Genomic DNA, 26,039 nt, shown 5'->3' with positions numbered 1-26,039 from the left:
ACGTAAAGAGCTTTTCATATAAAGGATAAGAATCAAGCCCAAAAATAGGATTAATATTATCAAGTCGGCGCCCAAAAGCATCCGACAATTCCAGCAAAGGGCCGATACGGGCACAAAAAAAGGCGCCCCACCCGGAACGCCCTTTTCCTGAATCGAGACCAGCGAAAATTCCCACCCAACGCTGATCCGACTCTGGCTGCTGAAGCTTAGTGTCGGAACAAAAGTTCGCGATACTTTACCAGCGGCCAGTCCTCATCGGCCACCATCAGCTCCAGTTTATCCACGGAGCGGCGAATGGTGTCGAAATGTCCTTTTACCGTGTCGCAGTACGCAATGGCACGCTCACGGGTATCTTCAATTTTGTTGGCCACCTTGCGGCTATTCACCATTTGATCTACCTCGGTTTTGATGGTAGCGATGTGGCGCGAAATGGCTTTAATGGTATCGATGGTCACTTGCGTGTGCTCGTCGTCGAGACCGAGTTCGCGCAGACCGCACACGTTGTTGATGAGCTTGGTTTGGTAAGCAACGGCCGTCGGGATGATGTGGTTGATGGCCAAATCGCCCATCGTGCGGCCTTCAATCTGAATTTTCTTGATGTATTCTTCCAGCAAGATGTCGTGGCGGGCGTGCAGTTCGACGTGCGAGAAAATGCGGTGACGCTCAAACAGATCGGCCGACTCCTGGCTCACCAACGCGTCCAGCGCCAACGGGGTAGTTGGGATGTTCGACAGACCGCGCGTGGCAGCCTCTGCTTTCCACTCGTCCGAATAGCCATTGCCTTCGAAACGAATGTTTTTGGAGCTGATCACGTAGTCGCGCAGTACGTCTACGATGGCGACTTCCTTCTTTTTGCCTTGCTCAATAAGCTTGTCAACTGATTGCTTGAACTGCACCAGTTGCTCAGCCACAATCGTGTTGAGCGTGGTCATGGCCGAGGAGCAGTTGGCCGAGGAGCCCACGGCGCGGAACTCGAACTTGTTGCCCGTGAAGGCGAAGGGCGAGGTGCGGTTGCGGTCGGTGTTGTCGAGCAGGATGGCCGGGATCTTGTCGATGCCCAGCTTGAGGTAGATGTTGTCGCCCTTGTCCAGGGGCAGCTTGGCCGTGCGCTCCAGCTCGTCCAGGACCGAGTCCAGCATCGAACCCACGAACACGCTCATGATGGCCGGCGGCGCTTCGTTGGCCCCCAGGCGGTGGTCGTTCGAGGCCGACGCGATGCTGGCCCGCAGCAAGTCGCCGTGAGTGTGTACCGCTTTGATCACGTTGACGAAGAACGCCAAGAATTGCAGGTTTTCCTTGGGCCGACGGCCGGGAGCCAACAGGTTGACGCCCGTGTCGGTGCTCATGGCCCAGTTGTTATGCTTGCCCGAACCGTTGACACCCGCAAACGGCTTCTCGTGCAAGAGCACTTTGAAGTTGTGGTGCTCCGCAGCGCGCTCCATGATGTCCATCAGGAGCTGGTTGTGGTCGACGGCCAGGTTGGCGTCTTCGAAAGTCGGGGCGCACTCAAACTGGTTGGGCGCCACTTCGTTGTGGCGCGTGCGCAGCGGAATGCCGAGACGGTTGGCCTCCTCTTCAAACTCCAGCATGAAACCATGCACCCGGCTCGGAATAGAGCCAAAGTAGTGATCCTCAAGCTGTTGTCCTTTAGCAGGAGCATGCCCAAACAGCGTGCGGCCGGTCATGACCAAATCGGGGCGGGCGTCGTAGAGGGCTTTGTCCACGAGGAAGTATTCCTGCTCGATGCCCAGCGTGGTGTGCACGCGCTGCACGTCTTTGTCGAAGTACTGGCACACGTCCACGGCAGACTTTTCCAAAGCAGCCAGCGACTTGAGCAGCGGCGCTTTGTAGTCGAGCGCTTCGCCGGTGTAAGCCACGAAAATCGTGGGAATGCACAGCGTTTTGGCGCCGGCTGTTTCGATGAGGAAAGCGGGCGAAGTTGGGTCCCAGGCCGTGTAGCCGCGGGCCTCGAAGGTGTTGCGGATGCCGCCGTTGGGAAACGACGAAGCGTCGGGCTCTTGCTGCACCAGTGCCGAACCTTTGAAGTTTTCAATCGGACGACCGTCCGAGTTCAGGTCGAAAAACGAGTCGTGCTTTTCAGCAGTCGCCCCCGTCAGTGGCTGGAACCAGTGCGTGTAGTGCGTGGCGCCTTTCGCCATAGCCCAGGTTTTCATGGCCGAAGCGACAGCGTCGGCTACGCTGCGCTCAACAGGCGCGCCTTGCTTAATAGCGGATTGCAGCTTTTTGAAATATTCCCCTGGCATCGTGGCTCGCATCGCGTCGAGGTTGAACACGTTTTTGCCGAAACTATCGGAACGACGCTCACCGGAAGACACGATGGGTAGCGGCTGGCGCTGGTCCACAAGTTCAAGAGCTTTAAAGCGAAGAATTGCCATGCTGAGTTAAAAGTGACGGTTGCTTTGTATGTAAGCAAAGGTAGAGGGAGCTAATTCAAATTTCCAAACACCCCATAGATTTTAAGGGGTATTTTTCAAAAATCTACCACTTTATCCACCAAATACCCTCAAAACAAGGGTACTTTCTCTACACATACCCATCGAAAGGAAGTTCTTTCCCAATTTTCTTGAAAAGGGACTTACAATTTGTCCATACCAATTAAAAGGGGACGCGCTCTGCTCCTGCCGCCAATCCGGACGGTTTCGCGCTACCTTTGCAGCGTGAGATCCCGTTTTGCATTTCAGCCGCGCTACTTCCTGTTCTGGCTGATCTATTTCGTAGCCGCCAAAGCGGTTTTTTTACTTTACCACCTTCCCAAAACGACGGCCCTCCCTTCAGGCACGGTGCCACGCATCTTTGGCTATGGCTTGCGATTGGATGCTTCGAGCGCGGCGTATTTGTCGCTGCTACCGTTTCTGCTGTTTAGCCTGAGTAGCTTAGTAGGCGCCCGCTTTCCTACCGACCGTCTGTTGCGCTTTTACACCGCCGTAGCGGGAATTGTAGTGGCATTTTTTACCACTGCCGATCTGGAGTTGTACCGGGCCTGGGGCTTTCGCCTCGATGCCACGCCGCTGCAATACCTCGATACGCCCGGTGAAATGGCAGCTTCAGCCGGCAGCGCGCCAGTGGCCTTGCTGGTGGCCGTATTTGCGGGGCTGCTGCTAATGGGCTGGCTACTATACAAAGCGGTTGTTGGCCGATTGGCACCGCTTCCGGCGGATTTTGGCCGGGGCCGGGCAGCAGTAGTGGGCTTGTTGTATACGTTACTATTAGCAATACCTCTGCGCGGAGGCTTGCAGCAAATACCTGTTAATCAGAGCGATGTATATTTCTCTGATCAGCCTTTTGCCAATCATGCGGCCATCAACGTGCCCTGGAATGTGGCCAACTCATTGTTTCTGCAGAATGCCGGCCCCAACCCCTACCACTTTATGGCCGACACCACGGCCCAGCGGCTAGTGCAGCAACTTTACGCTTCGCCTGCGGATACGGCCGTTACCCGGCTGCTGCGCGTAAAGCGCCCCAACGTGCTCTTTATCATCCTGGAAAGCTTCACGGCTAAGCTGGTGGGCAGTACCGGCGGGGAAAAGAACGTTACGCCTACCCTAGATAGCCTGGCGCGCACCGGGGTGCTGTTTTCCAACATTTACGCCGCCGGCGACCGCAGTCAGAAGGGCCTCGTGGCGCTGCTCAGCGGTTACCCCAATCAGCCCACTACCAGCATTATCAAGTACCCGCGCAAAACGGAGCAGCTACCGCATCTGTGCCGCTCGCTCGAAGAGGCCGGGTATCATTCGCATTATTATTATGGCGGTGAACTGGCGTTTGCCAACATGAAAAGCTACTTGGTAACGGCTGGCTACGAGCAGTTTACGGAGCGGGCCGATTTCAGCCGCGCCGAACAAAACTCAAAATGGGGTGCCCACGACCACATCCTATTCGATCGCATGCTGCGCGATCTGCAAGGGCAGGCGCAGCCGTTTTTCGTGACGGCGTTTACGCTCAGCAGTCACGAGCCATTTGATATTCCTATTCCCCGCAAGTTTTCAGGCACGAGCGAAGCAGCGCTGTTTCGCAACTCCGTATACTACACCGATTGGGCATTGGGTCGCTTTCTGCGGGTGGCGCGTACGCAGCCGTGGTGGGCCAATACGCTCGTGGTACTCGTCGCGGATCACGGCCACCCCTTACCAGGCAACGATTCCAACGAAAGCCCGACCAAATTTCACATTCCGCTGGTGCTGGCCGGCGGGGCGTTGCGACCCGAAGCGCGCGGCCGGGTCATTTCGGCCGTGGGCTCACAGACGGACGTAGCCGCCACCTTGCTCGCGCAGCTTGGGGTATCGGCAAAAAGCTACGTCTGGAGCCGCGATCTGCTACGACCTGTGCCAAAGCCATTTGCCTTTTACAGCTTCACCGATGGCTTCGGTATGGTGACCCCACAAGGCGTGGTGACGTACGATAACGTAGCCAAGCGACCAATTACGCGCGGCAGCCAAGTGCCCGATCTGCAAGTCCGGCAAGGCCAGGCGTACGAGCAGACGTCCTTCGCTGATTTTTTGCGGAAGTAAAAGGTTGATGCGAAAACCTCAAAACCATTACTTTTTAAGCATTTGACAATCAAATACTTATATAGATGACTCAGCAGCTGCTTTTCGTCTATAACGCCGACTCCGGACTGGCGAACGGCTTGCTGGACACGTTTCACAAGATTCTCTCGCCCCGCACGTATCCCTGCTCTCTGTGCGGCATCACCTACGGCACCGTCGGCATGCGGACCGATTGGAAGCAGTATCTCCAGGCGTTACCTGTTAAAACGCAGTTTCTGCACCGCGATGAGTTTCTGAAGGCTTTTCCGCAGTTGCGATATCACCCCCTGCCCGCAGTCTTCAGCCAAACATCGCCTCAAGACTGGGAGCTCTTCTTATCTAAAACCGAGCTTGACCAGCTAACCTTACCCAGCTTGATGCAGCGCGTAACCGAGCGCCTGCAACTGCCGGCGGCGTAATTTTCATACGCGCATTTTGGTAAAAGCAAAGGGATGCTTACGGTGCACTTGGTTTCCCCGCTTTATCCGGCCGACTTGGAAACTTTTAAACTCCGTGAAGCTGTATCTTTGCGGTCTTGCTTATGGAAACCAAATCAGTTGCCTTTTACACCCTGGGCTGCAAGCTCAACTTCTCCGAAACGTCGGCTATTGGTCGGCAGTTTGAAGAGCGCGGCTTTCAAAAAGTAGCCTTCGAGGACGCAGCCGACATCTACGTCATCAATACCTGCTCCGTCACCGACCACGCCGATCGCAAATGCCGCAAAGTGGTGAAGGAAGCCCTGAAGCACAACCCCGAGGCTTTTGTGACCATTGTGGGCTGCTACGCTCAGCTAAAACCCCAGGAGATTGCCGAGATTCCCGGTGTGCACGCCGTGTTGGGCGCCGCCGAGAAATTTCAGCTGGTCGATATTCTGGCCGGTTTTGAAAAACCCGAGAAAGGCCAGGTGTATGCCAGCCCCATCAGCGAAGCCACTGAGTTTCATCCGGCCCATTCCTTCGGCGACCGCACGCGCACGTTTCTCAAGGTGCAGGACGGCTGCGACTATTCATGCTCCTTCTGCACCATTCCGCTAGCCCGTGGCAAGAGCCGCTCGGGTAGCGTGGCGAGCGTAGTGGAACGGGTAGAGAAACTGGCCGAAACCGGCGTTAAGGAGATCGTGCTGACCGGCGTCAACCTCGGCGACTTTGGGCTACAGGGCCCGGAGCGCGAGCGGCTGGAGAACTTTTACGATCTGGTGCAGGCTCTGGACAATGTGGAAGGCATCAACCGCTTCCGCATCAGCAGTTGCGAACCCAATCTGCTCACCGACGATATTATTCGTTTTGTGGCACAGTCACGGCGCTTTATGCCGCACTTTCACATCCCGTTGCAGAGTGGTTCCGACAAGATTCTGGGTTTGATGCGCCGCCGATACCGCCGTGCTCTGTACGCCGAGCGCGTCGCGCTGATCAAGGAAGTGATGCCCCACGCCTGCATCGGGGTAGATGTGATCGTGGGCTTCCCCGGCGAAACAGAAGAGGATTTCCTGGAAACCTATCGTTTCCTCAACGATTTGGATATCAGTTACTTACACGTATTCCCTTATTCTGAGCGGAGCAATACGCTGGCGCCCACCCTGCCCGGCCGCGTGCACGACGGCGAGCGCCATCGCCGTACCACCATGCTGCGTTCGCTTTCAGAAAAGAAAAAGCGCTATTTCTACGAGCAGCACGCGGGCCTCGAAACAGAAGTGCTGTTCGAAGACGATGTAACAAATGGTCAAATGGAAGGCTTCACCCCCAACTACATCCGCGTAGCCGCCAAATACGATCCGCTGCTGGTAGGTGAGGTGAAGCGCCTACGCCTCACCTCCGTGAACCCCCAGAGCCTTATGGAAGCGGAGGAAATGGGCATGGAAGTATTTCAGCACTAGGCAGTTACTAAACTAAGCAACTGTATACCCAAAAGGGCTCACTGCATGTACAGTGGGCCCTTTTGGGTATATTCCAACATCATTCTTGCTTAATTCGGTTACTTAGAAAGCTGACGCTGCATGAGGTCCAGCATTTGTTGCATCAATCGCTGCTGATCCAAGAGGTGCTGATTGCGCATCTCGGCCAAAGCCAGTTGATGTGAAAGCTGCTGAGCATATAGGGCTGCTTGCAAACTGGTGTCGGCCGCAGGGGTAGGTGCCGGAACACTTGCAATTGGTAAAGTGGGTGCTGTTGTGCTACGCTGAGCGTCTGAAAGATCTGGCGCTGTACTAGGTGTAGGTGGCGTAGCATTTATTGGCGCCACAGCCGGAAGTGTAGCCTCCGGTTTCGGTATCTCACGATTTTCTATAGTCGTGGGCACACTTTGTTCTTGCTGTGGCAGTGGTGTCAAAGGCCTATTAGTGACTGTGGACAGAGTCTTTGCTTCTGCATCATTTGGATAATCATTCAAATGATAAACATACGGTTCGCCAACCCCAAGCAACAACCAATCCTTAGAAACATTTGGATAAACTGTGAACAAAACTTCCAGTAGATCAAATCCTGGCTTATTTCGCCCATCAATGAGGTGCTGAATGACCGTTGCCGTGCGTCCTAGTGATTTTGCAAAAGCGTTCTTTGAGATACCAAGATCCTGAACCAAAATGGCAAAGCGATCAGCTACTGTAGCAGGCATAATTACCTAATGTTTAATTTCAAATGTTTTATATGCAAATGTATACTATTATCATGATTTTTAGGGTAATGAAATTCCTATGCTAAATCATTCATAGGCAAAGGGCCTGCTTAAATTTCCTCGTTGGGATAAAACGATCTTGTAAATCGAACAGGGAAAACAAGAAAATGAATTCTGAGAGCGAGCAACTGCAAGTCTGCATCAAATTCGAGGCGGAGTACTTCCCTACTCCAGTTTGGCTAAAAGTTGGCATGAAAGTGTCAGGCAGGGAAATATGCCTATTCATGGTCTTCGAATGCAACTGGAGGGAGAAATATCCGGCTGGTATATTTGGGCGGGCGAGGAGGTTTCAACTCGGGAAGACTTTTTTGCTCCTCTGCACATTGCGCACATTCCGGAGTGGAGCCCACTGGTATTAAGGTATCTGGGCTTGCCTCCCGGCTGGCGATTTTTGATTGCGCCAGGCTACGAGGATGTCTGGCAGGACACGGTGCTGCTTAACTTAGAGTAGCTTTTAGTCCGGTTCTTCGGAAGGCAAACACCGGAGTGCTGACGGCAAAGGCTCTGACTCTGTTCCGTTGGAGTGGTTGTAGAACGCGGCGCTAAAGTGATGCAATTCTTAACCTGCCGCGCCGTTGCGCCCATCTGCCATCCTGAGCTGTGCGAAGGACCTTGTCCCGTTGTATGACCGACCGACGCCCCTATTTTCAAGCGGGAGAAGATCCTTCGCACAGCTCGGGATGACAGACTAAAAGGGTTGTAATGGCGCACGATGCTGGGGCGCGCCCGGACGAACCCATTGTTCCAAACGTTCATCGACACTCTTGGATGCCAGTACGTGGTAGAGATGCAATACTGGCGGCGTGTGTGCGAACAACAGAAATATGCTCCTACAGCAGCATAAATGACGAGGCGTATGCACGCGTCTTTAGACGCCTCCCCTTTACTCAACTCAAGCGTTACTCGTAGCGCAGCGATTCGATTGGGTCGAGTTGGGCGGCTTTGCTGGCTGGATAATACCCCGACGCCAAGCCCACGGACACGCAGATGATTAAGCCCAGCGACATCCAGAGCCACGGCACATAAAAGCTACTGCTGCCCACAAACAGCGATACGCTGTTGCCAATGCCTACCCCTAGCATTATGCCGAGCAGGCCGCCTAACACGCAGATCACGATGGCTTCGATCAGAAACTGCTGCCGGATTTGCACCGACGTTGCGCCCAGTGCCTTCCGAATTCCGATCTCACGGGTGCGCTCCGTTACCGATACCAGCATGATGTTCATCAGGGCGATGCTGGCCCCGAGCAGCGTGATGAACGCAATCAAGCCGCCACCGAGCTTGAAATTCCCCGACAGCGAATCGAGCTTCGAAGAGAGCGAGTCGCTGCTTTCCACTTCGAAGGAGTCTTCCTGGCCCAGCACATCGTGGCGCACGGCGCGCATGATGCCCGTTGCCTGGCCCATCACAAAAGCCATGTTTTCCGGCTTGCTGACGGCCGTCTTGATATCAAAGGTGAGGGCCCGCTGCCGAGGCATCTGGTTGCCGGTTTCCAACGGAATCAGAATCAGCCGATCGGCCCCGCCGCCGCCCATGGTGCTACCGCTTTTTTCAAGCAGTCCTACCACTTGAAAACGCCGACCCAATAAGTAGATGTATTTATCAACGGGGTCGAGGCCGGGAAACAGCTTGTCCTTAATCTCGCTCCCGACAATGGCTACGTTGGCGCCGTTGTCCAGTTCTGCCGGCGAAAACGCGCGCCCCGACGACAGGTTGTAGTTCTGGATACGCAGGTAGTTCTCGTCGCCGGCCACTACGCTCATATTTGGGTTGGTTTTCTTCTCGTTGGCCTTTACCTCCACGGCCCCCGAAATAAAGGCTGACAGGCCTACTTCGGCCTCGTCGCCGAGCTGCCGCTTGTATTGTTTGGCCTGCAAATACGTGATTGCCGGATACACTTTCCCCCGTACCCCGCCTCTTCGGAACTGGTTGGTATACCCTTTGGCCTTCATTTCGAAGGAGTTAGCGCCGAGGCTGGCAAATGTCTCGTTGAGCGTGTACTTCATCGCGTCAATGGCCGTCAGGATGCCCACCAGCGCCGTGATGCCGAGGGCGATGATCAGGCCCGTGAGCACGGTACGCAGTAGGTTGCTTTTGATGGAACGGAAAGCCTCCTTAATGTTTTCTAGCAAGTGCATGGCGGGGGGTGGCAGCGCTCTACCGTTGGCAAGACGCTGGGCCGGGCAAATCACCTCGTTAGCAACAGCGACTAATGACGCAAGGTAGCCGGTTTCCCGAAAACTCCCGTGCTGTTTCGCTACATTTGTTTAGCCCGCTTACGCAGCTTCGCAAGAGCAGGAAGTGCCTACTCACTTTGTCTCTGCCGGCTCCGATTTATTCACTTTCAATTGCAGAACCTGATGGCCCCGAAGCGACTTCTGCTTTTCCTTTTGCTGCTCGCCGCCTGCTTCGGTGCGCCCGCAGCAGCTTTCGCCAACCACGTTCTCATTCCGATGGATGAGACGCAAAAAGAAAGCCTCAAAGCCTACGGCATTGCTTACTGGCTGTTGGGCAAACAGGTCGAAGTCGACTGGCTGTTGAATTACCGGGGCGGTTCTTTCGCCTTTGAGGTGGTGTCGGGGGCCGAAAATGAGTTGGCCGTGCGCGGCGTCACGTACCAGGTAATATCGGAAGCGCAGTACGGCGCCATTCTGGCGGAAATCGCGGACCCAAATGCCAACATGGACGTGATGAAGTTGGAGAAAGTGCCCAAAATTGCGGTTTACACGCCCAAAGGCAAGCAGCCCTGGGACGACGCCGTGACGATGGTGCTGACGTATGCCGAGATCCCGTACACCCAAATCTACGACGACGAAGTGCTGCGCGGCGACCTGCCTAAGTACGACTGGCTGCACTTGCACCACGAGGATTTTACGGGCGAATACGGCAAGTTTTACGCCTCCTACCGCAACCGCCCTTGGTACCAGCAGCAGCAGCGCGATGCCGAAGCCGCCGCCAAGCGCAACGGCTTTACGAAGGTGTCGCAGATGAAAGGTGCCGTGACTGTGAAGATGCAGGAGTTCATCGCAGGCGGCGGCTTTATGTTTGCAATGTGCTCAGCAACAGATAGTTATGACATAGCTTTGGCCGGCTTAGGCGTGGACATGGTCGAGAGCATGTACGACGGCGACCCCTCCGACCCGCAGGCGCAGCAGAAGCTGAATTTCAACCGTACGCTGGCGTTTAAGGATTTTTTGCTCGTGCGCGACCCCTATCAGTACGAGTATTCCAACATCGACATGCAGCCCTACGAGCGCGGCGTGTACGAGGAAAACGATTATTTCCAGCTCTTTACGTTCTCGGCTAAGTACGATCCGGTGCCTACTATGCTGACCCAGAACCACGAGAAGACGATCAAAGGCTTTATGGGGCAGACCACTGCCTTCCGCAAGAGCCTGATCAAGCCCGATGTGGTAATTATGGGCGACAACAAAGCATCCGGCGAGGTGCGCTACATGCACGGCACCCTAGGCAAAGGCACCTGGACGTTCTACGGCGGCCACGATCCGGAAGACTACCAGCACTTGGTGGAAGAAGAACCAACGGATTTGTCGCTGCACCCCAACTCGCCTGGTTATCGCTTGATACTCAACAACATACTATTTCCGGCTGCTAAAAAGAAGAAGCAAAAAACCTAGCCGATTCGGCGCACTTAGCCGCTAAATACATTAACACTTCGTTATAAGCCGTCAGCAGTTGTTGCTGGCGGCTTTTTTTATGCTCCGGCGCATCATTCCGGAGCCTGCCATCGTTACTAACGAGCTGCCGAGCTATGCTGGTTTCGCGCTCCGATTCGCCCAAAAACACTACCCTTAGCAGGTGGTTTGTACAACAGACGGCTAATTTGGGCGTAAGTAGGTACGCAACCGTCGGTACGTAGTTGCTGCTTCCAACACTTATTGCAACTCCTTGTCTTAAAGCACCTTGCATGGATCTCGATCATTCCAATTACGGCTTATCGGTCAGCAAAGAGGAAGAAAACCTCGTTGAGGAAGAAGTCAATCCGCTGCCCCGGGCGGTTCTCCGCCTCAACAACCACATTTTGCTGGATGGAGAGTGGCGTTTTGCCATCGACACCGACGACAGCGGGCTACGCGAAGGCTGGTACTTAGGCCATGACTATGAGCACATTGCGCAGTGGCCGGGCTCCGTGGAAGACCACATGGCCGAAGCCAAAGGCAGTCCCCGCTGGCAAGACCAAGTGGTGGTCTGGTACGAGCGCGAGTTCAACCTACCCGAACGCGACGAGCCCCAGGCCTGCTCGATGCTTCAGATCACGTTCGGGGCTTGTGGCTACGAAACCCGTGTCTGGCTTAATGGACATCTGCTCAGTACGATAGAGGGCGAAGAAGTGCATTACGGAGAGTATACTTCTTTCTCCTATGAGCTACCCGAAGAGTACCTGCATTTAGGCAACCGCCTCACGGTCCGCATTGCCGACACAATGGATGCAGAAACGCCGCGCGGCAAACAGGAGTCGCACGTGTACAAACGCGGCGGCATCTGGTACCAAACTTATACCGGCGCTACGCGCAGCGTGTGGCTAGAGATGGTAGAGCGCAACCGCTTGCGTTCGCGCGTGGGCGTGGTAAGCGTGGTGGAAGACCAGCTCGTGCGCTTCAACCTTACCATGCGCATTCACGATCCGGGGGCTTACACCATCCGGTTGCAAGTGTTTGATCGCGAGCCTCTTAGTAAAGAACCCCTGGTAGCTTCCGACTTTCCGATGCGCCTAGAGGCCGGCCAGACCTACCAGCGCGTGGTGATAGAATTGCCGGGAGCCCGGCTGTGGTCGCCGGACGCGCCCAATCTGTATCGTCTTGTTGCTCAATTAATTGACTCCGAAGGCTACGCAGCTCAGATCGAAGCCAACTTTGGACTGCGCAAAATTGAATCGCGGGGGCGCTACGTGTACCTCAACAACAAGCCGACCTACCTCGACGGCATTCTGTACCAGCCCGGCACGGCCACTTACGAGGAGATGCGCCGGCATATGTACGCCATGAAAAAGCTGGGCTGCAACCTCGTACGCGTCCACATTGCCGGCATCGACCCGCGCATATACAATCTCGCCGATGAGCTAGGCCTGCTGCTGTGGGTGGAAGTGCCGAGTCCGCACAGTTCAACTCCGCGCAGCCGCGAAAACCACCGGGCCGAGTTGCTGCGCATGGTCGACCTGATCGAAACGCACCCTTCGGTGGTATGCTGGAGCCTCTACAACGAAGACTGGGGCGCCCAAGACATTGCTACCAATCCCGAAACCCGCAAGTATATCGTTGATACTTACCACTATATGCAGATTCGGTATCCGCAATTTTTGGTAATCGACAACGACGGCTGGCACCACATTTCTTACGAAGGACGCCTGAAATCCGACCTGCTGACGGCCCATCTCTACACCCCCGACTTAGACAGGTGGCGGGAACTCCTGGATCGGTTGGTGGCTGGCGAGATGGAAGGCACCGCCGCGTTCCCGCTGGTGGTGGGCGACCCATTTTTCTACCGCAAGCAAGTGCCCCTGGTGGTAAGCGAATGGGGCGGCTTCGGCTTCCCCGACTACGGCGGGCCGCTGGATTCGGAAGCGCGTACCGAACGCATTCGCAGCTTCAAGCAAGAGTTGCGGCGGCGCCCCATCGCCGGGGATGTTTACACGCAAGCGACTAATATTGAGGACGAACGCAACGGCCTGATGAACGCGCAGACCGGCGAACTATGGGTACCGGAAGGGTTGCTTGCCTCGCACAAGGAAAAGGAACTCGAAGCGCCCGTCCCCAAGATCGGATGAAGCTAATCGAGCGTTTTTGAATGAATGCGGCTGATCGAACGCATGTCAGGGCTTTTTTTGGTTCTGGCGTGCGTGAGGTTTGTGTGATAAACACTATTGCGAAGCGATTCTAGTGCATTCGGTCGTCGCGTACGGGCAAGTTCGTTACAATTTCCCCCTCAATTTTTAGCAGTTCCTGCAACCGAGCCTCAACCTCTTTCGGGTCGCAATATTCCTTGGCTAAATCAACGTACGCGACGAAGTGGCCGGCTTCGGAAACCATGAGTTCGTAGTAAAATTTGCTGAGGTCGGGGTCAGGAATGTGCTTCCAGAGGAGCTTGAACCGCTCGCAGCTACGGGCTTCTATCAGAGCACTTACCAGCAGCTGATCCATGAGCTGGCGTTCGCGGGCGCCACCCTTCCGGACGTGCGTCATGAGCTGCACTACATACTCATCGCGACGCTGCCGGCCGAGGGCAAAACCACGCTTGCGCAGCTCCTGCAACACCCGCTCGAAATGAGCCCATTCCTCGGCGACTAAATCGGTTAGTTCGTCTACCAGCCTAGCTTTCTCGGGGTACTTAACAATCAGGGAGATACCTGTGCTGGCCGCTTTCTGCTCGCAGTACGCGTGATCGACTAGGATGTCCTCGATGTTCTTGCTGGCAATGTCCACCCAGCGTGGGTCGGTGTTGAGTTTGAGCTTAAGAATGGTCTTTTCTTTTGGCTCGGAAGGCGTGAATTCAGCCATAAAGTTAAACGTAAAAGGTCTTGCGATAACGCTTTATCAACCAAGGTATTAACCGAGCTAATCAGTTAAAAAACTGCCACCGCAGACCCAATTGAAAGCGCCGGGGCAGGCTGGTGTAGTAAGGCGAAGCAAAGTACCCGTTGCGGTACAACCCTTGGTTAACGTAAGCCATTTTCAGGAAAATAGCGACCGTTTTGATATCCGCATTCAGGAACACATCAACCACGGGATAGTTGCGGATGGTGAAGTTGTCCTGCACGTAAAATTGCTGCGTGCTGGGGCTGTAACCATAGGCTCGGAAGCGCGATTGGTAATACACTTCCGCACCGACCTGCCCGAACAAGGCCTTCTTGAACACGTCGCCTTGGTAATACACTTTGCCGTTGGCCACCAGCGCCGGAATGTGCAAGCCCGCGCCGTCGCCGCCCAATGTGTACGTGGCCTCGTTGTCGGAGAAAAAGCTGCCGAACTGCGCGCGGTGGCGGGCCGATACGATAATCAACTGTTTGGCATCGCTCAGTTGCGCGGGCCGGGCGGAAGCATCGTAATAAACCAAGTTGGTGAGGTTGACTACGGCTCCGGAAGCCTGCAACCGCTGGTGACCCAGCGTTTGATCCACGCGCACAGTGAGCTGGTTTACCTGCGTTTGACTGAAGTTGTTATTCCAGAGATAGTGATTGCCGATGAACTGCTGCTGGGTCAGCGTCGGCGAGTACGAACTACTGAATATTTCGCCGGTCAAAGGCCCGAGCTTAGCGGCGGCTCTCACCCAGTATTCTTTGAAAAACCGGTATTCGCCTGCCGTTTCAATAGCGAAAATCTTGTAGCGAAAAGCGGCCGTACCCCCCACAAACAGTTGCCCCGGCACTTTCTGAATGGCAGAATCCGGCTGCGTCACCCTCGTGAGCACACCAGGGTTTCCGATCAGGCTTTGGGTGTCCAGGCTGCCTTTCCGATGCCGCCCGTAGATGCGGTACTCGACCGTTTCGGTGCGCCCCAGCACGCCCACGGTGTTTTCGATCTGCCGGTATTGCACGCGGTCGTCGGTGGCTGTAATGCTGCGCCGTGCTTCGGGGTAATACAGCACCTCGCCGTTGCTGGTCGGCAGTTGCGTATCGGTGTATTTGTTGAGCTGGCGGCTTAGGTCCAACACATGGAACGCGGTAAGCCCCTTGCCCAACAGGCGATAGGTTTGGGCAACGTGCACTTGGTCGCGGTCTTCGTTGTTGGCAGCCTTGGTTAGCCACACCGTTCGTCGGTCCTCGTTGCCAAACAGGTCGCCCCGGCCCAGCGTGTCGGTCGCCAGCGGCCGGATTCCACCCTGCTCCACGGATTTGTGGCGGGACGTATTCAGGTTGGCCAATACGTGATAGCGCTCATCCTCCGTCTGATAGCGCATAAATAGCAGCACATTGGAGTGATCCGTGAGGCCTTCGCGGGGGTTGGCAGTGTAGAGCTTGTTGGCAGAAAACCGTTCGTAGGCGAAACCTACGCTCGCCGTTTTTTTGATGCTACGGCTAAACGAGAGCTCAAAAACTGATTCGGGGGTGCCCTGCACGTACCGCAGAAACGCGTACGGCGAGCGGGTATCATAATACGGAATGGTAGCCGAGTTGCGCACGTAGCGGTCGAATACGTTGCGGCCCAGCCGGGCGCCCAGCTGCGTGTTAGGTGCCCACAGCAGCTGCCGCGACGCGGTTCCTAATTCGCCCAGATCCTGCTGATAAGTACTGTCGTGCGCCCAAAACCGCGCTTGCTGCATGTCGGTGAGCGTAGTATCGACCATGCGGCCCTCGGTTTTTTCGCGCAGCACGTCGGCTTCGCGGATGATGAAGGTAGTTTTGGGGCCGTAGATGGTTTTGGTTGTGTCGTCAACTATCTGTGCTTTAGCCTGTTGAGGCGGCAGCAAAAAAACCAGCAGCAACGAGAGCCACAGCACTGCAACGCCGCCCGAAGCGGCTGCACGACGAAAAAGAGACAAGAAGGGCGAAGTCAGAAGCAGGTCAGACAACAGCTTGGGGCTGAAATAATGGCGTGAGCAGTTCCTGCAAACGGGCGGCCCCATCGGCCAGAAACTGTACTTCAATCGGAATATAAAAAACGGGCAACGGCGTCACCACGGCTTGCAAGGTAGGGTCAAGAAGGCGAGTAGCGTCTTTTTGCGTGGTAAAAACGCTCTGGCCGGGTTGTAATTGTCTGGCCACGTCTGTAATCTCCGCAGCCGAAAAAGCATGGTGGTCAGGAAAGGCCGCGTGGTACACGATCGTGTAACCGGCTCCGAGCAGATGCTCCCGCAACGGGCCAGGCTGCGCGATGCCCGTGAGCAGCACGATTTCGGGGCCAGTAGGCGGCGCGGCAGCCTTGTTTACGGACACCGGCTCGCCGTATACGTAGGTTGAAAATAGTACCGGCGTATGCGGGCGGGCGTAGCGCCGAATGGCACGGGTAATTTCCTGCCGTCGGGTTTCGCCTAACGACGGCTCGCACTTCGTCACCACAATCACATTGGCCCGCCGCGCGCCCCTACGGCTTTCGCGCAGTCGCCCAGCAGGCAACACAAAGTCCTGATAGAAAGGCCGTTGCTGTTCAGTCAGGAGGATGTTTAGCGCTGGTCGTACCCGCCGATGCTGGTAGGCATCGTCCAAGACAATTGCCGTTATATTTAATTGATTATCAATTATTTGCCCAATACCCTCTCCCCGATTCTCAGCGACTGCCACCGGCACGGCACCCCGAAAATCCTGAAAATGCTGGAGCGGCTCATCGCCGATGGAAGCAGCTGTGGCCGTTGCGTCGGCGAGCTGAAAGCCCCGCGTCCGGCGCCCGTACCCCCGGCTCACGATGGCCGGTCTTTCGCCGCGGGCCAGCAATTGGGCAACGAGCCACGCCACATGCGGCGTCTTGCCCGTGCCCCCAACTCGCAGATTACCAATGCTGATCACCGGCACGGCAAAGGCAGCGACGGGCTTCACACCGGCGTCGTAGAGCCAATTGCGCACGGCCAGCACTCCGGCATACAGCCACGCAAAAGGCAACAGCAGAAAGGCGAGCGGATGGGGCATGCGATGGTAGGAAGGGAAGCAAAAATACGCGGAATTTCCGGGCGTTGCAGTTACGACAACGCCTTACTGCTTGGCTTCGCTACAGCGTTGTGGCCCGCTTCTGCGTAAGCACCAGGGAGTTGAATCCCTCTCCGCCCATGCCGACTTTCGCCGATCGCCTGCTGCATTTTCTGACGAACTTTCCGTTGCCCACTGCTCTACCCGACCAAGTAGAAGCTGTCAGCCCGTACCGCCAGGCAGTTCCGCACGCCTTGCTGACGCAATTTGCCCAACGGTATTACGCTGACAATCAGCCACGCGTGGCTTTGCTGGGCATCAATCCGGGCCGTTTGGGCAACGGCCGTACGGGCGTGGCCTTCACCGATCCGGTTGCCCTTACGGCCTGCGGCATTGCCAACAGCTTGCCGCAGCAGCGCGAGCCTTCGAGCCAGTTTGTGCACCTGATGATGGAAGCGATGGGCGGGCCAGTAGCGTTTTATCAGAGGTTTTACATAGGCTCGCTGTACCCGCTGGTTTTGCTGCGCCATGGCCGCAACTACAATTACTACGACTCCCCGGCTCTCACAAGCGCCCTCGATTCGGATATCCGGATATCGCTGCAACGGCAGGTTTCGGAGCTAGGGTTGGTACGCGAAGTGGCCGTATGTTTGGGGCGGCGCAATGGGCAGTATTTGCAGCGTTTCAACCAAGAACTGCAGTTGTTCGACCACATTCACGTCCTCGATCACCCGCGCTACATCATGCAATACCGGCGGCGAGAGTTGCCTGAGCACATCGCTCGCTATCAGGAAGTGCTCCAGAACAGTTTACAACTCAGCGCTTAAAGAACTTTTTGTAATCATTTGATTTTCAAGCACATGCCTACCGTTCTCGACCTCACCCGCGTGCTGGAAGCCGCCGCCCCTCTCGCCTATCAGGAATCGTATGACAACGCCGGCCTGCAATGCGGTGACCCTCAGGCGGTTGTCCAAGGCGTGCTGATCGCGCTCGATTGTACGCCGGCCGTGATAGACGAAGCCATCCGGCGCGGCTGCAACGTGGTGGTAGCGCATCACCCAGTCGTGTTCAAGCCTTTAAAGCGCCTCACCGGGGCCAATGAAGTAGAGAAAACCTTAATGAAGGCCATCAAAAACGATGTGGCCATTTATGCAGCTCACACCAACCTCGACAACGTGGTGCGCGGCGTCAACCGCAAGCTTGCCGAAAAGCTTGGCTTGCAGAAGCTACGCATTCTCGACCCCAAAAGCGGCATGCTGGCTAAGCTGGCAGTCTATACCCCCGCCGGCCATGCCGAAAAGCTGTTGCGCGCCCTCTACGACGCGGGCGCAGGCCAGATCGGCCAATACGCCGAGTGCAGCTTCCGGTTTCCGGGTACGGGCACCTTCACGCCCGGCCCCGATTCCAACCCCTACGAAGGCCAACGCGGCCAGCCCGAAACGACCAATGAGCTGCGCGTGGAAGTGCTGCTGCCGCTGCACCGTCAGCGACAGGTGCTGCACGCTATGCGCCAAACTCATCCTTATGAAGAAGTAGCTTACGACCTGATTCGGCTAGAAAACGAAGATCAGGATGTGGGCTCGGGCATGATTGGCGAACTACCCGAGGCCTTGAGCCCGGCAGAATTTCGCCAATTGCTGCGCCAAGCGCTTGGCGTGCCAGTTGTAAAACATACTGATTATCAATCACCTATAAAAAAGGTAGCGCTTTGCGGCGGTGCTGGCAGCTTTCTTATCGGCAAGGCCCGCAACGCCGGCGCCGAGGCCTACGTGACCGGCGACCTAAAGTACCACGAGTATTTTGGCGCCGAAGGCCACCTGATGCTCTGCGACGTGGGCCATTTTGAGAGCGAACAATTTACGGGAGAGGTTTTCCGCGATTTGCTTACCTCATCGTTTAGCAGTAATTTTGCGGTCTTAATTGCTGAGACCCTCACCAACCCTGTCCGTTATGATTTCTAACCCGTCCGCGGAAACTCCTGTTGCCAGTAAGCTGGAAGCCCTTCTGAACCTGCAGCGCATCGACTCGCAGCTCGACGAAATCCGGCGCGTACGCGGCGACTTGCCCGAAGAAGTGCGTGACTTAGAGGACGAAATTGCCGGCTACGAGGTACGGGTAAGCAAATTCGACGAAGAAATTGCCGCTCTGAACGAGCAGATCAAGCAGCGCAAGCAAAACGCCAAAGACGCCGACGGCCTCATCAAAAAGTACGAGGATCAGCAGCAGAACGTGCGCAACAACCGCGAATACGAAGCCATCGCTAAGGAAATCGAATTGCAGCGCTTGGAAATCCAGATTTCGGAAAAGAAAATCAAGGAAGCCCAGTACCAGATCGAGCTAAAAAACAACGACATCGCCGGCACGAAACAGCGCCTCGACGAGCGTAAAAAAGACCTCGACAACAAAAAAGCCGAGCTTGATACCATCGTGGGCGAAAGCGAAAGCGAAGAAAAAACGCTGATGCAGGAGCGCGATAAGGCCGTCCAGCCTATCGAAGAGCGCCTGCTTATGGCTTACACCCGCATCCGCGGCAACGTACGCAACGGCTTGGCCGTCGTAACGGTAAAGCGCGATGCCTGCGGCGGTTGCTTCAACACCGTACCCCCACAGCGTCAAGCCGACATCATTTCGCACAAGAAAATCATCGTGTGCGAGCACTGCGGCCGCGTGTTGGCCGACGTTGATATCAAAGTCAGCTAGATTATTATTTTAGTTAGGTTGAAAAAGGAACGGCGTCGCGTCGTTCCTTTTTTATTAGGCTGTTTTTAGGTGACAAAATTTTTCGCTGAGGTTGGCAGTAGGGTACGCAGGAGTGCACTTGTGCTCCTGTTCCTGCTCTCTGCGAACTTCAGCGACTGTTTCTGCGCGCCTCAGCTAGAGGGTTACCTCGATCAAACTCTTGTCACACAGCACCTTACCAAAAATCAACAGCGCGCCTATGACGAGCTGCTAAAGCTTAGGCCAGAGCCAGCGCGGGCGCTGTTGCGCACCGAACAGCCACGGAGCGCGGGTACGCTTTTGGTGGCCGATTGCATCGACTTCACCGAGCTAATGATTTCGCAGGACGCCAACCGGTACGCAGCCGTGGTGCAGGCCCAGGATGAACGCTTGGCCACGCTGGCCGAATCGCCAGAGCCAGGCCCCTTGCGTGCGTATGCCCGAGCTGAGATTCGGCTGCACCAAGCAGCAGCGCAGGTAGCCTTCGAGCATGAGGTGCAGGGCGCCTGGAGCCTGCGGCAAGCGTATCAGCAGATGCAGGCCACCGTGAAGCGCTACCCCGACTATCTGCCGGCCCGTAAAACCTTGGGAATGATGCAGTTTTTTATTGGCTCACTGCCCGAAGGCTACCGCTGGTTTTTGAAGCTGCTTGGCCTTGCCGGCAGCGTTGAGGTGGGCTTGCAGAACCTGCGCGTCGCGGCCCAACGCCCCAACGATTTTCAAACCGAAGCCCAAATCATTCTGGCGCTTATCCACGAAACGTACTATAAGCAAGGCGAGGAATCCAGCCGATTTATTCAGCAGCTCACACAGCAACAATCTGACAATCTGTTATTTGCCTATCTCGCTATTAGCATCAATAAGCGCTTGCACCACACCGATCAGGCTTTGGCGGCCTATCGGAGTCGCCCTTCCGGCGCGGGCTATTTGCCTATCGCTTACCTGCATCACATGGTAGCTGATTTGCTGCTCTACCAAGGGCAGTACGCAGCTTCGCAACGCGAAAATCTGCTCTTTTTGCAGGAATATCGCGGTACGCATTATCGCAAAGATGCCGCGTTTAAGCTGTATCTGGCGTCTTGGTTGAGCGGCGACCAAGCCAGCGCCGAGCGCTACCGGCGCCAGATCGACGCGGCAGGACGCACCGTGCTGGAGGAGGACACTTATGCGCAACGCTTTTTCGATGATCAGCAGCCTCTGAACCGAACCCTGACCCGCGCTCGCCTCCAGATCGATGGTGGGTATTACCGCGAAGCCCTTACTACCCTCGAAAGTTTTGCGACGACGGCCCACACTTCCCTGCGCGATCGCTTGGAAGCGCCCTACCGCCGGGCCCGCGCCTATCACGGCCTGCAACAGCTTGATTCGGCCCGTTATTTTTATGCCCGCACGGTGGCTTTGGCGGGCGATGCACCTTATTATTTCGCGCCCCAATCAGCTTTGCAACTCGGCTATCTCTATCAAATGCAAGGGCAAACCCGTTTGGCTAAAACGTACTTTCAGAAGGCACTCACTTACCCAAAACACGAGTACAAAAATAGCACCGACACCAAAGCAAAGTTGGCTCTTGAAAGCATTAAGCAATGATTTATATATATACCCATAATCAGCTATCAATCAAATAGTTATATAATTATTTTCGCATTCACATATTAGCGTATCTATTTTGCTTGTCGTTCCCTTTTCTGCCTTGCTCATATCACCCGACGACTTTCGAGCCAAGGCGCTTTTTTGGGCGGCGCGGTTCAGGTATTGTGCATATTACGAGCCCAATGGGCTTGCTTATCCGCAGGGGCCTTTTGCACAATTGCTAGCCGTTCGGACAACGGAGGCACCCTCACCTGCTACTCTGGCCGAGCTGCGAACCTGGCTGCAGTTGCCTAGGCAGGTTCCCGTTTGCGGGTTTCTAACCTACGATGTAAAAAACCAGATCGAAGCCCTTCACAGCGCCCACTTTGACGGCTTGTGCTGGCCCGAACTGCACTTTTTCGAACCCGAGATCTGGCTTTACTGGCGGCCTGAAGGCGTGGAAATCAACGGGCCTGACGGGGTGCTGGAGGACATTCTTGCCACCGAAATTCTGCCTGTAGAGGAGAGTGTTTCGGTAACGGCCATGCATCCGCGCATGTCCAAACCTGACTACCTCGCAGCCGTGGCCTCCGTTCGCGAAGAGATTCTCGACGGGGAAGTTTACGAACTCAACTTGTGTCAGGAGTTCTACGCCGAGCAAGTGTCGCTTGACCCCGTTAGCACGTTTCTGCGCCTCAATCGCGCTTCGCCTACGCCTTTTGCCTGCTTTTACAAATGGCACGATCGCTACCTGCTGTGCGCCTCACCCGAACGTTTTTTACGGCAAAATGGCCTTCAGCTTCTCTCTCAGCCGATTAAGGGCACTATCCGCCGCGGCACTTCTCCTATAGAGGATATTGAGCTAAAAAGCCTCTTGTTTAACGACGAGAAGGAACGGGCTGAGAATCTGATGATTGTGGATTTGGTTCGCAACGACCTCAGCCGCGTAGCCCAGACGGGCAGCGTGCAGGTTCCGGAGTTGTTTGGGTTGTATCCTTTCCGCCACGTGTGGCAAATGATCTCCACCGTGACGGCCCTACGCCGCCCCGATCTTGATGCAGTGGATGTGCTACTGGCGGCTTTCCCAATGGGCTCCATGACCGGTGCGCCGAAGGTGCGGGCTATGCAACTCATTGAGCATTACGAGCATACGCGGCGGGGTTTGTACAGCGGCTGCGTGGGCTATATATGGCCCGCTGGTGATTTCGATTTCAACGTCGTGATTCGCTCACTTCAATACAACGCAGGCACAGGCTACTTGAGTTTTCAAGTTGGCAGCGCCATCACCTACGACTCTGAGCCCCAGCGGGAATACGACGAATGCTTGTTGAAAGCGCGGGCCATGCTCGAAGTCTTGGGCGCTGTAGTACAGGAGTAATTGCTTGTCTATCAGAAACAACCCGGCTTAAGACCGTAGTGGCTAGTCACGTGGAAGCCCGCCTACAACACAGCTTCATACACTACGTCAGGAGGTAATTCACTGGGTAATGACAGAGTTTTTTACTTCTATATAGCTCTGCCATTCTGTCATTTTTGGGCCAAAAAGCCTACCTTTGCCCTCCTTATTTGTATTTGAGGCTATGTCGCAGCAACTGCTTTCTCTCGATTTTCTCGATACTCCCGCCACCCCCGCCGAGCACCAGCCTTCCGGGGAAGTACGCGTGAGTCCCGCCACCCGCACGGGCCGGCAGCGCAAGCTCTACATTGAGAGCTATGGCTGTCAGATGAATTTTTCCGACTCCGAAATCGTCTCCTCCATTCTCTTTGAGGAAGGCTTCGACACGACCGAAGACTTGGCCGTAGCCGATCTGGTACTCCTCAATACCTGCTCCATCCGCGAAAAAGCGGAACAGACTGTACGCATGCGTCTGTCGCAGATTAACGGGCACAAAAAGCGCAACCCTGGTCTGCTGGTAGGCGTGCTGGGCTGCATGGCCGAGCGCTTGAAAACCAAATTTCTGGAGGAGGAAAAAATTGTAGACTTAGTTGTAGGTCCCGATGCCTACCGCGACTTGCCGCGCTTGATCAAGGAAGTAGATGGCGGTCAAAAGGCTGTGAATGTGCTACTTAGCCGCGAGGAAACGTACGCCGATATTACGCCCGTACGCCTTAATTCCAATGGCGTTTCGGCTTTCGTGAGCATCATGCGCGGCTGCGACAACATGTGCTCTTTTTGCGTGGTGCCCTTTACCCGCGGCCGAGAGCGCTCCCGCGATGCCCACAGCATCGTACAGGAATGCCGCGACTTGGTAGCTGCTGGTTATAAGGAAGTTACTCTCCTGGGTCAGAACGTCGATTCCTACAAATGGGCTTCGGAGGACGAGCAAGAGCATGTCAATTTTGCTCAGCTGCTAGAGCGCGTTGCGTTGATAAGCCCTGAGCTGCGGGTGCGGTTTTCGACCTCACACCCCAAGGATATCACCGACGAGGTGCTGTACACCATGGCACGTCACGAGAACATTTGCAAGTACATTCACCTGCCCGCCCAGAGCGGTAACTCACGGATTCTCAAGCTGATGAATCGTACCTATGACCGTGCTTGGTACGAGGAGCGCGTGCAGGCGATCCGTCGCATTCTGGGCACTGAATGCGCCATCAGCACCGACATGATTTCGGGTTTCTGCTCCGAAACCGAGGAAGAACACCAGGATACGCTCTCGCTGATGGAGTATGTACAGTACGACATGGCGTACATGTTCTTCTACTCGGAGCGCCCCGGCACGCTGGCGGCGCGTAAGCTGGAAGACGATATTCCCTTGGAGATCAAGAAGCGCCGCTTGCAGGAAGTGATTGATTTACAGCAGAAATCCAGCCGTCTGCGAAATCAATTAGCGATCGGCAAAGTGCACAAAGTACTGGTCGAGAATGTTTCTAAGCGCAGTGCCGAACACCTGAGTGGCCGAAATAGCCAGAACCAAGTTGTCGTTTTCCCAAAAGGAGACTTTAAGAAAGGCGACTACGTGCACGTCCTCGTGCATGACTGCACGGCCAGCACCTTGATTGGGGAAGCGGTAGCCGTTTCTTAACACCCCATAAGCAAGTGAAGTATTTCTTGCTGCTTTTCGTCTCCATTACGAAAACCCACTTACGACCTTGACTCCCAGCGAAATACAATCCATCAAACAGCGCTTTGGCATTATTGGCAATGCCCCGGCTTTGAATTACGCCATTCAGGTGGCGGCCCAGGTGGCTCCCACCGACATGACGGTACTCATCACCGGCGAAAGCGGATCGGGCAAGGAGTCGTTTTCCAAGATTATTCACGCGCTTTCGCCGCGTAAGCACGGACAGTTTATCGCCATCAATTGCGGCGCTATTCCTGAGGGAACTATTGATTCTGAGCTGTTTGGCCACGAGAAAGGCTCGTTCACCGGCGCCAACGAAGCTCGCAAAGGTTATTTTGAAGTAACCAACGGCGGCACCATTTTCCTCGATGAGATTGGCGAAATGCCACTCGGCACGCAGGCCCGCTTGCTGCGCGTGCTCGAAAACGGCGAGTTCATCCGCGTGGGTTCGAGCAAAGTGCAGAAAACGGACGTACGCGTGGTAGCGGCCACCAACGTTAACCTGCTGAACGCGGTGCGCGAAGGGCGTTTTCGGGAAGACCTATATTATCGGCTCAATACTGTACCCATTACGGTGCCCCCATTACGGGAACGCGGCGACGATATCTACTTGTTATTCAGAAAGTTCGCTACGGATTTTGCCGAGCGTTACCGCGTCAAGCCGATTTCTCTCACCACGGAGGCCATCGCCGACTTGCAGCGCTTTCGCTTCCCTGGCAATATCCGGCAGCTGAAGAACGTTGCCGAGCAAATGTCGGTACTGGAAATGGAACGCGAAGTCGATGCCCAGCGCCTGCGGCAATATCTACCCGCCGACCATAACAGTCAGCTGCCCATGCTGTTGCACGCAGCCGGCTCGCCGGATGCCGGCCCTAGCGGCACCTATTCCGAGCGGGATTTGCTCTACAAAGTGCTCTTCGACATGCGGCGCGACATGACCGATCTGAAGAAGCTAGTCCTCGATTTGGCAGCCGGTCAGCGGCCAGCCGAAACGCAGGAACTGTTGCGGCAAAACAGTCATTTATTTACGAACCTGCCTCCTTACGACGGCAGCAACCGGCACAGCCGGCCAGCTGAAGCAGGCGCCTCGGAGTATTTTATCAATCCGCGGCCTGAGATCACGGTGGATGAAGAAGCAGCTTACGAAGACGAAAGCCAGCGGGTAGAAGACATTCCGCACGAAACCGAAGAGGAAACGCTCTCGCTCGAAGCCAAAGAGAAAGAGATGATTATCAAGGCGTTAAAGAAACACCACAACAAGCGAAAGTACGCAGCTCATGATTTGGGCATTTCGGAACGCACGCTTTATCGCAAACTGAAGCAGTATGATCTGGAGCAACTATAGCCGCTGGGCTACCTGGGTATTGATGCTGTTAGTGTGGCCCGTAGTGGCGGGGTGCAGCGTGTACTCTTTCACCGGCACCAACATCGATCCTACAGTCAAGAACATTTCCATTCAGACTTTCCAAAACAACGCCAGCAACGGTCCCTCCTTTCTGTCCCAACGCTTTACGGAGGATTTGAAGGATTATTTTCAGCGCAATACCTCGCTCAAAATCACGCCGCGCGACGGCGACTTACAGTTTGAAGGTCAGATCATTGCGTATGATTTCGCGCCGGCTGCTATTCAAAAGCAGAACGGAGTCGATCAGGCCGGCGTGAACCGCCTTACGGTGCAGGTGCGGGTGCGCTTTACCAACACAAAGGACCCCAAACAGGATTTCGAGCAGACTTTCCAAAGCTACGACGACTTCCCGGCGACGCAGGACGTAGCGCGCATCAACAACGATCCGACCGCCATTCGGCGCATTACCAATAACATCATCACCGACGTATTTAATAAGTCCGTGGCGAACTGGTAGCGTCCAAACAGCTCGTGGTTAAATGAATAAATTG

At 55.3% G+C, this 26,039-nt stretch carries 19 protein-coding genes; 13 read left to right on the top strand and 6 right to left on the bottom strand.

Annotated elements, in window-relative coordinates; all coding sequences use genetic code 11:
* Positions 1-206 precede the first annotated feature (206 nt).
* Entirely contained in the window at positions 207-2,396 is a 2,190-nt protein-coding gene (locus tag H9I52_RS08950; RefSeq protein WP_139517033.1) for a glutamine synthetase III, read from the bottom strand.
* 282 nt (positions 2,397-2,678) lie between these two features.
* Here H9I52_RS08950 and H9I52_RS23230 point away from each other — a divergent pair, with 282 nt between their 5' ends.
* The 3 genes from H9I52_RS23230 (at position 2,679) to mtaB (ending at position 6,420) form a co-directional block, all read left to right on the top strand.
* Entirely contained in the window at positions 2,679-4,529 is a 1,851-nt protein-coding gene (locus H9I52_RS23230; protein ID WP_187453576.1) for an LTA synthase family protein, read from the top strand.
* A gap of 65 nt (positions 4,530-4,594) precedes the next feature.
* A complete protein-coding gene (locus tag H9I52_RS08940) occupies positions 4,595-4,966 on the top strand; it encodes a hypothetical protein (RefSeq protein ID WP_187453575.1) in 372 nt (123 codons plus the stop codon).
* A 122-nt stretch (positions 4,967-5,088) separates the two neighbouring features.
* A complete protein-coding gene (gene mtaB, locus H9I52_RS08935) occupies positions 5,089-6,420 on the top strand; it encodes a tRNA (N(6)-L-threonylcarbamoyladenosine(37)-C(2))-methylthiotransferase MtaB (protein WP_187453574.1) in 1,332 nt (443 codons plus the stop codon).
* Between the two features lie 98 nt (positions 6,421-6,518).
* On the opposite strand, the gene H9I52_RS08930 is transcribed toward mtaB, so the two are convergent.
* Positions 6,519-7,157: a hypothetical protein gene (locus H9I52_RS08930; protein WP_187453573.1), complete on the bottom strand. Its 639-nt coding sequence runs from the start codon at positions 7,155-7,157 to the stop codon at positions 6,519-6,521.
* A gap of 959 nt (positions 7,158-8,116) precedes the next feature.
* Positions 8,117-9,355, bottom strand: a complete 1,239-nt coding sequence (locus H9I52_RS08925; protein WP_187453572.1) for an ABC transporter permease — start codon at positions 9,353-9,355, stop codon at positions 8,117-8,119.
* Between the two features lie 222 nt (positions 9,356-9,577).
* On the opposite strand from H9I52_RS08925, the gene H9I52_RS08920 reads away from it, so the two are divergent.
* The gene (locus H9I52_RS08920; protein ID WP_139517027.1) at positions 9,578-10,855 is read left to right on the top strand and encodes an asparagine synthetase B; all 1,278 of its coding nucleotides are present in this window, start codon (positions 9,578-9,580) and stop codon (positions 10,853-10,855) included.
* Positions 10,856-11,145: 290 nt separating this feature from the next.
* On the top strand, positions 11,146-13,002 hold the full coding sequence (locus H9I52_RS08915; RefSeq protein WP_187453571.1) for a glycoside hydrolase family 2 protein: 1,857 nt from the start codon (positions 11,146-11,148) through the stop codon (positions 13,000-13,002).
* 109 nt (positions 13,003-13,111) lie between these two features.
* Here the strand turns inward: H9I52_RS08915 and H9I52_RS08910 are convergent, their stop codons facing one another.
* From H9I52_RS08910 to lpxK, 3 genes are all read right to left on the bottom strand, one after another.
* On the bottom strand, positions 13,112-13,732 hold the full coding sequence (locus H9I52_RS08910) for a tRNA-(ms[2]io[6]A)-hydroxylase (RefSeq protein WP_187453570.1): 621 nt from the start codon (positions 13,730-13,732) through the stop codon (positions 13,112-13,114).
* A gap of 61 nt (positions 13,733-13,793) precedes the next feature.
* Positions 13,794-15,743: a putative porin gene (locus H9I52_RS08905; protein WP_187453569.1), complete on the bottom strand. Its 1,950-nt coding sequence runs from the start codon at positions 15,741-15,743 to the stop codon at positions 13,794-13,796.
* The gene (gene lpxK / locus H9I52_RS08900; protein WP_187453568.1) at positions 15,736-16,794 is read right to left on the bottom strand and encodes a tetraacyldisaccharide 4'-kinase; all 1,059 of its coding nucleotides are present in this window, start codon (positions 16,792-16,794) and stop codon (positions 15,736-15,738) included. The genes H9I52_RS08905 and lpxK overlap by 8 nt, the downstream gene beginning before the upstream one ends.
* Positions 16,795-16,931: 137 nt before the next feature.
* Between lpxK and H9I52_RS08895 the strand changes: the two genes are divergently transcribed.
* From H9I52_RS08895 to H9I52_RS08860, 8 genes are all read left to right on the top strand, one after another.
* Complete coding sequence (locus tag H9I52_RS08895; RefSeq protein WP_187453567.1) at positions 16,932-17,618, top strand: uracil-DNA glycosylase family protein; 687 nt, start codon at positions 16,932-16,934, stop codon at positions 17,616-17,618.
* A gap of 33 nt (positions 17,619-17,651) precedes the next feature.
* Positions 17,652-18,752 carry a Nif3-like dinuclear metal center hexameric protein gene (locus H9I52_RS08890; RefSeq protein ID WP_187453566.1) on the top strand — a complete coding sequence of 367 codons (1,101 nt, stop codon included), beginning with the start codon at positions 17,652-17,654 and terminating at the stop codon, positions 18,750-18,752.
* On the top strand, positions 18,742-19,491 hold the full coding sequence (locus tag H9I52_RS08885) for a zinc ribbon domain-containing protein (protein WP_139517020.1): 750 nt from the start codon (positions 18,742-18,744) through the stop codon (positions 19,489-19,491). The genes H9I52_RS08890 and H9I52_RS08885 overlap by 11 nt, the downstream gene beginning before the upstream one ends.
* Before the next feature lie 120 nt (positions 19,492-19,611).
* Entirely contained in the window at positions 19,612-21,096 is a 1,485-nt protein-coding gene (locus H9I52_RS08880; protein ID WP_187453565.1) for a tetratricopeptide repeat protein, read from the top strand.
* Between the two features lie 289 nt (positions 21,097-21,385).
* The gene (locus tag H9I52_RS08875; RefSeq protein ID WP_262385994.1) at positions 21,386-22,456 is read left to right on the top strand and encodes an anthranilate synthase component I family protein; all 1,071 of its coding nucleotides are present in this window, start codon (positions 21,386-21,388) and stop codon (positions 22,454-22,456) included.
* Between the two features lie 202 nt (positions 22,457-22,658).
* The gene (miaB, locus tag H9I52_RS08870) at positions 22,659-24,104 is read left to right on the top strand and encodes a tRNA (N6-isopentenyl adenosine(37)-C2)-methylthiotransferase MiaB (RefSeq protein ID WP_187453984.1); all 1,446 of its coding nucleotides are present in this window, start codon (positions 22,659-22,661) and stop codon (positions 24,102-24,104) included.
* Between the two features lie 67 nt (positions 24,105-24,171).
* Complete coding sequence (locus H9I52_RS08865; RefSeq protein ID WP_139517017.1) at positions 24,172-25,488, top strand: sigma-54 interaction domain-containing protein; 1,317 nt, start codon at positions 24,172-24,174, stop codon at positions 25,486-25,488.
* Complete coding sequence (locus tag H9I52_RS08860; protein ID WP_230471185.1) at positions 25,469-26,005, top strand: LptE family protein; 537 nt, start codon at positions 25,469-25,471, stop codon at positions 26,003-26,005. The genes H9I52_RS08865 and H9I52_RS08860 overlap by 20 nt, the downstream gene beginning before the upstream one ends.
* Positions 26,006-26,039 lie beyond the last annotated feature (34 nt).

This window comes from Hymenobacter sp. BT491 (assembly GCF_014349165.1).
GTDB lineage: Bacteria > Bacteroidota > Bacteroidia > Cytophagales > Hymenobacteraceae > Hymenobacter > Hymenobacter jejuensis.
This window is presented reverse-complemented; position numbering and strand designations above follow the sequence as displayed.

Excerpts from the sequence above, each read along its gene's own strand:
- H9I52_RS08910 (WP_187453570.1), bottom strand. The coding sequence starts at position 13,732 with ATGGCTGAATTCACGCCTTCCGAGCCAAAAGAAAAGACCATTCTTAAG.
- H9I52_RS08940 (WP_187453575.1), top strand. The coding sequence starts at position 4,595 with ATGACTCAGCAGCTGCTTTTCGTCTATAACGCCGACTCCGGACTGGCG.
- H9I52_RS08925 (WP_187453572.1), bottom strand. The coding sequence starts at position 9,355 with ATGCACTTGCTAGAAAACATTAAGGAGGCTTTCCGTTCCATCAAAAGC.
- H9I52_RS08915 (WP_187453571.1), top strand. The coding sequence starts at position 11,146 with ATGGATCTCGATCATTCCAATTACGGCTTATCGGTCAGCAAAGAGGAA.
- mtaB (WP_187453574.1), top strand. The coding sequence starts at position 5,089 with ATGGAAACCAAATCAGTTGCCTTTTACACCCTGGGCTGCAAGCTCAAC.
- H9I52_RS08920 (WP_139517027.1), top strand. The coding sequence starts at position 9,578 with ATGGCCCCGAAGCGACTTCTGCTTTTCCTTTTGCTGCTCGCCGCCTGC.
- H9I52_RS08930 (WP_187453573.1), bottom strand. The coding sequence starts at position 7,157 with ATGCCTGCTACAGTAGCTGATCGCTTTGCCATTTTGGTTCAGGATCTT.
- H9I52_RS08890 (WP_187453566.1), top strand. The coding sequence starts at position 17,652 with ATGCCTACCGTTCTCGACCTCACCCGCGTGCTGGAAGCCGCCGCCCCT.
- H9I52_RS08885 (WP_139517020.1), top strand. The coding sequence starts at position 18,742 with ATGATTTCTAACCCGTCCGCGGAAACTCCTGTTGCCAGTAAGCTGGAA.
- H9I52_RS08895 (WP_187453567.1), top strand. The coding sequence starts at position 16,932 with ATGCCGACTTTCGCCGATCGCCTGCTGCATTTTCTGACGAACTTTCCG.
- H9I52_RS08950 (WP_139517033.1), bottom strand. The coding sequence starts at position 2,396 with ATGGCAATTCTTCGCTTTAAAGCTCTTGAACTTGTGGACCAGCGCCAG.
- H9I52_RS08860 (WP_230471185.1), top strand. The coding sequence starts at position 25,469 with ATGATCTGGAGCAACTATAGCCGCTGGGCTACCTGGGTATTGATGCTG.
- lpxK (WP_187453568.1), bottom strand. The coding sequence starts at position 16,794 with ATGCCCCATCCGCTCGCCTTTCTGCTGTTGCCTTTTGCGTGGCTGTAT.
- miaB (WP_187453984.1), top strand. The coding sequence starts at position 22,659 with ATGTCGCAGCAACTGCTTTCTCTCGATTTTCTCGATACTCCCGCCACC.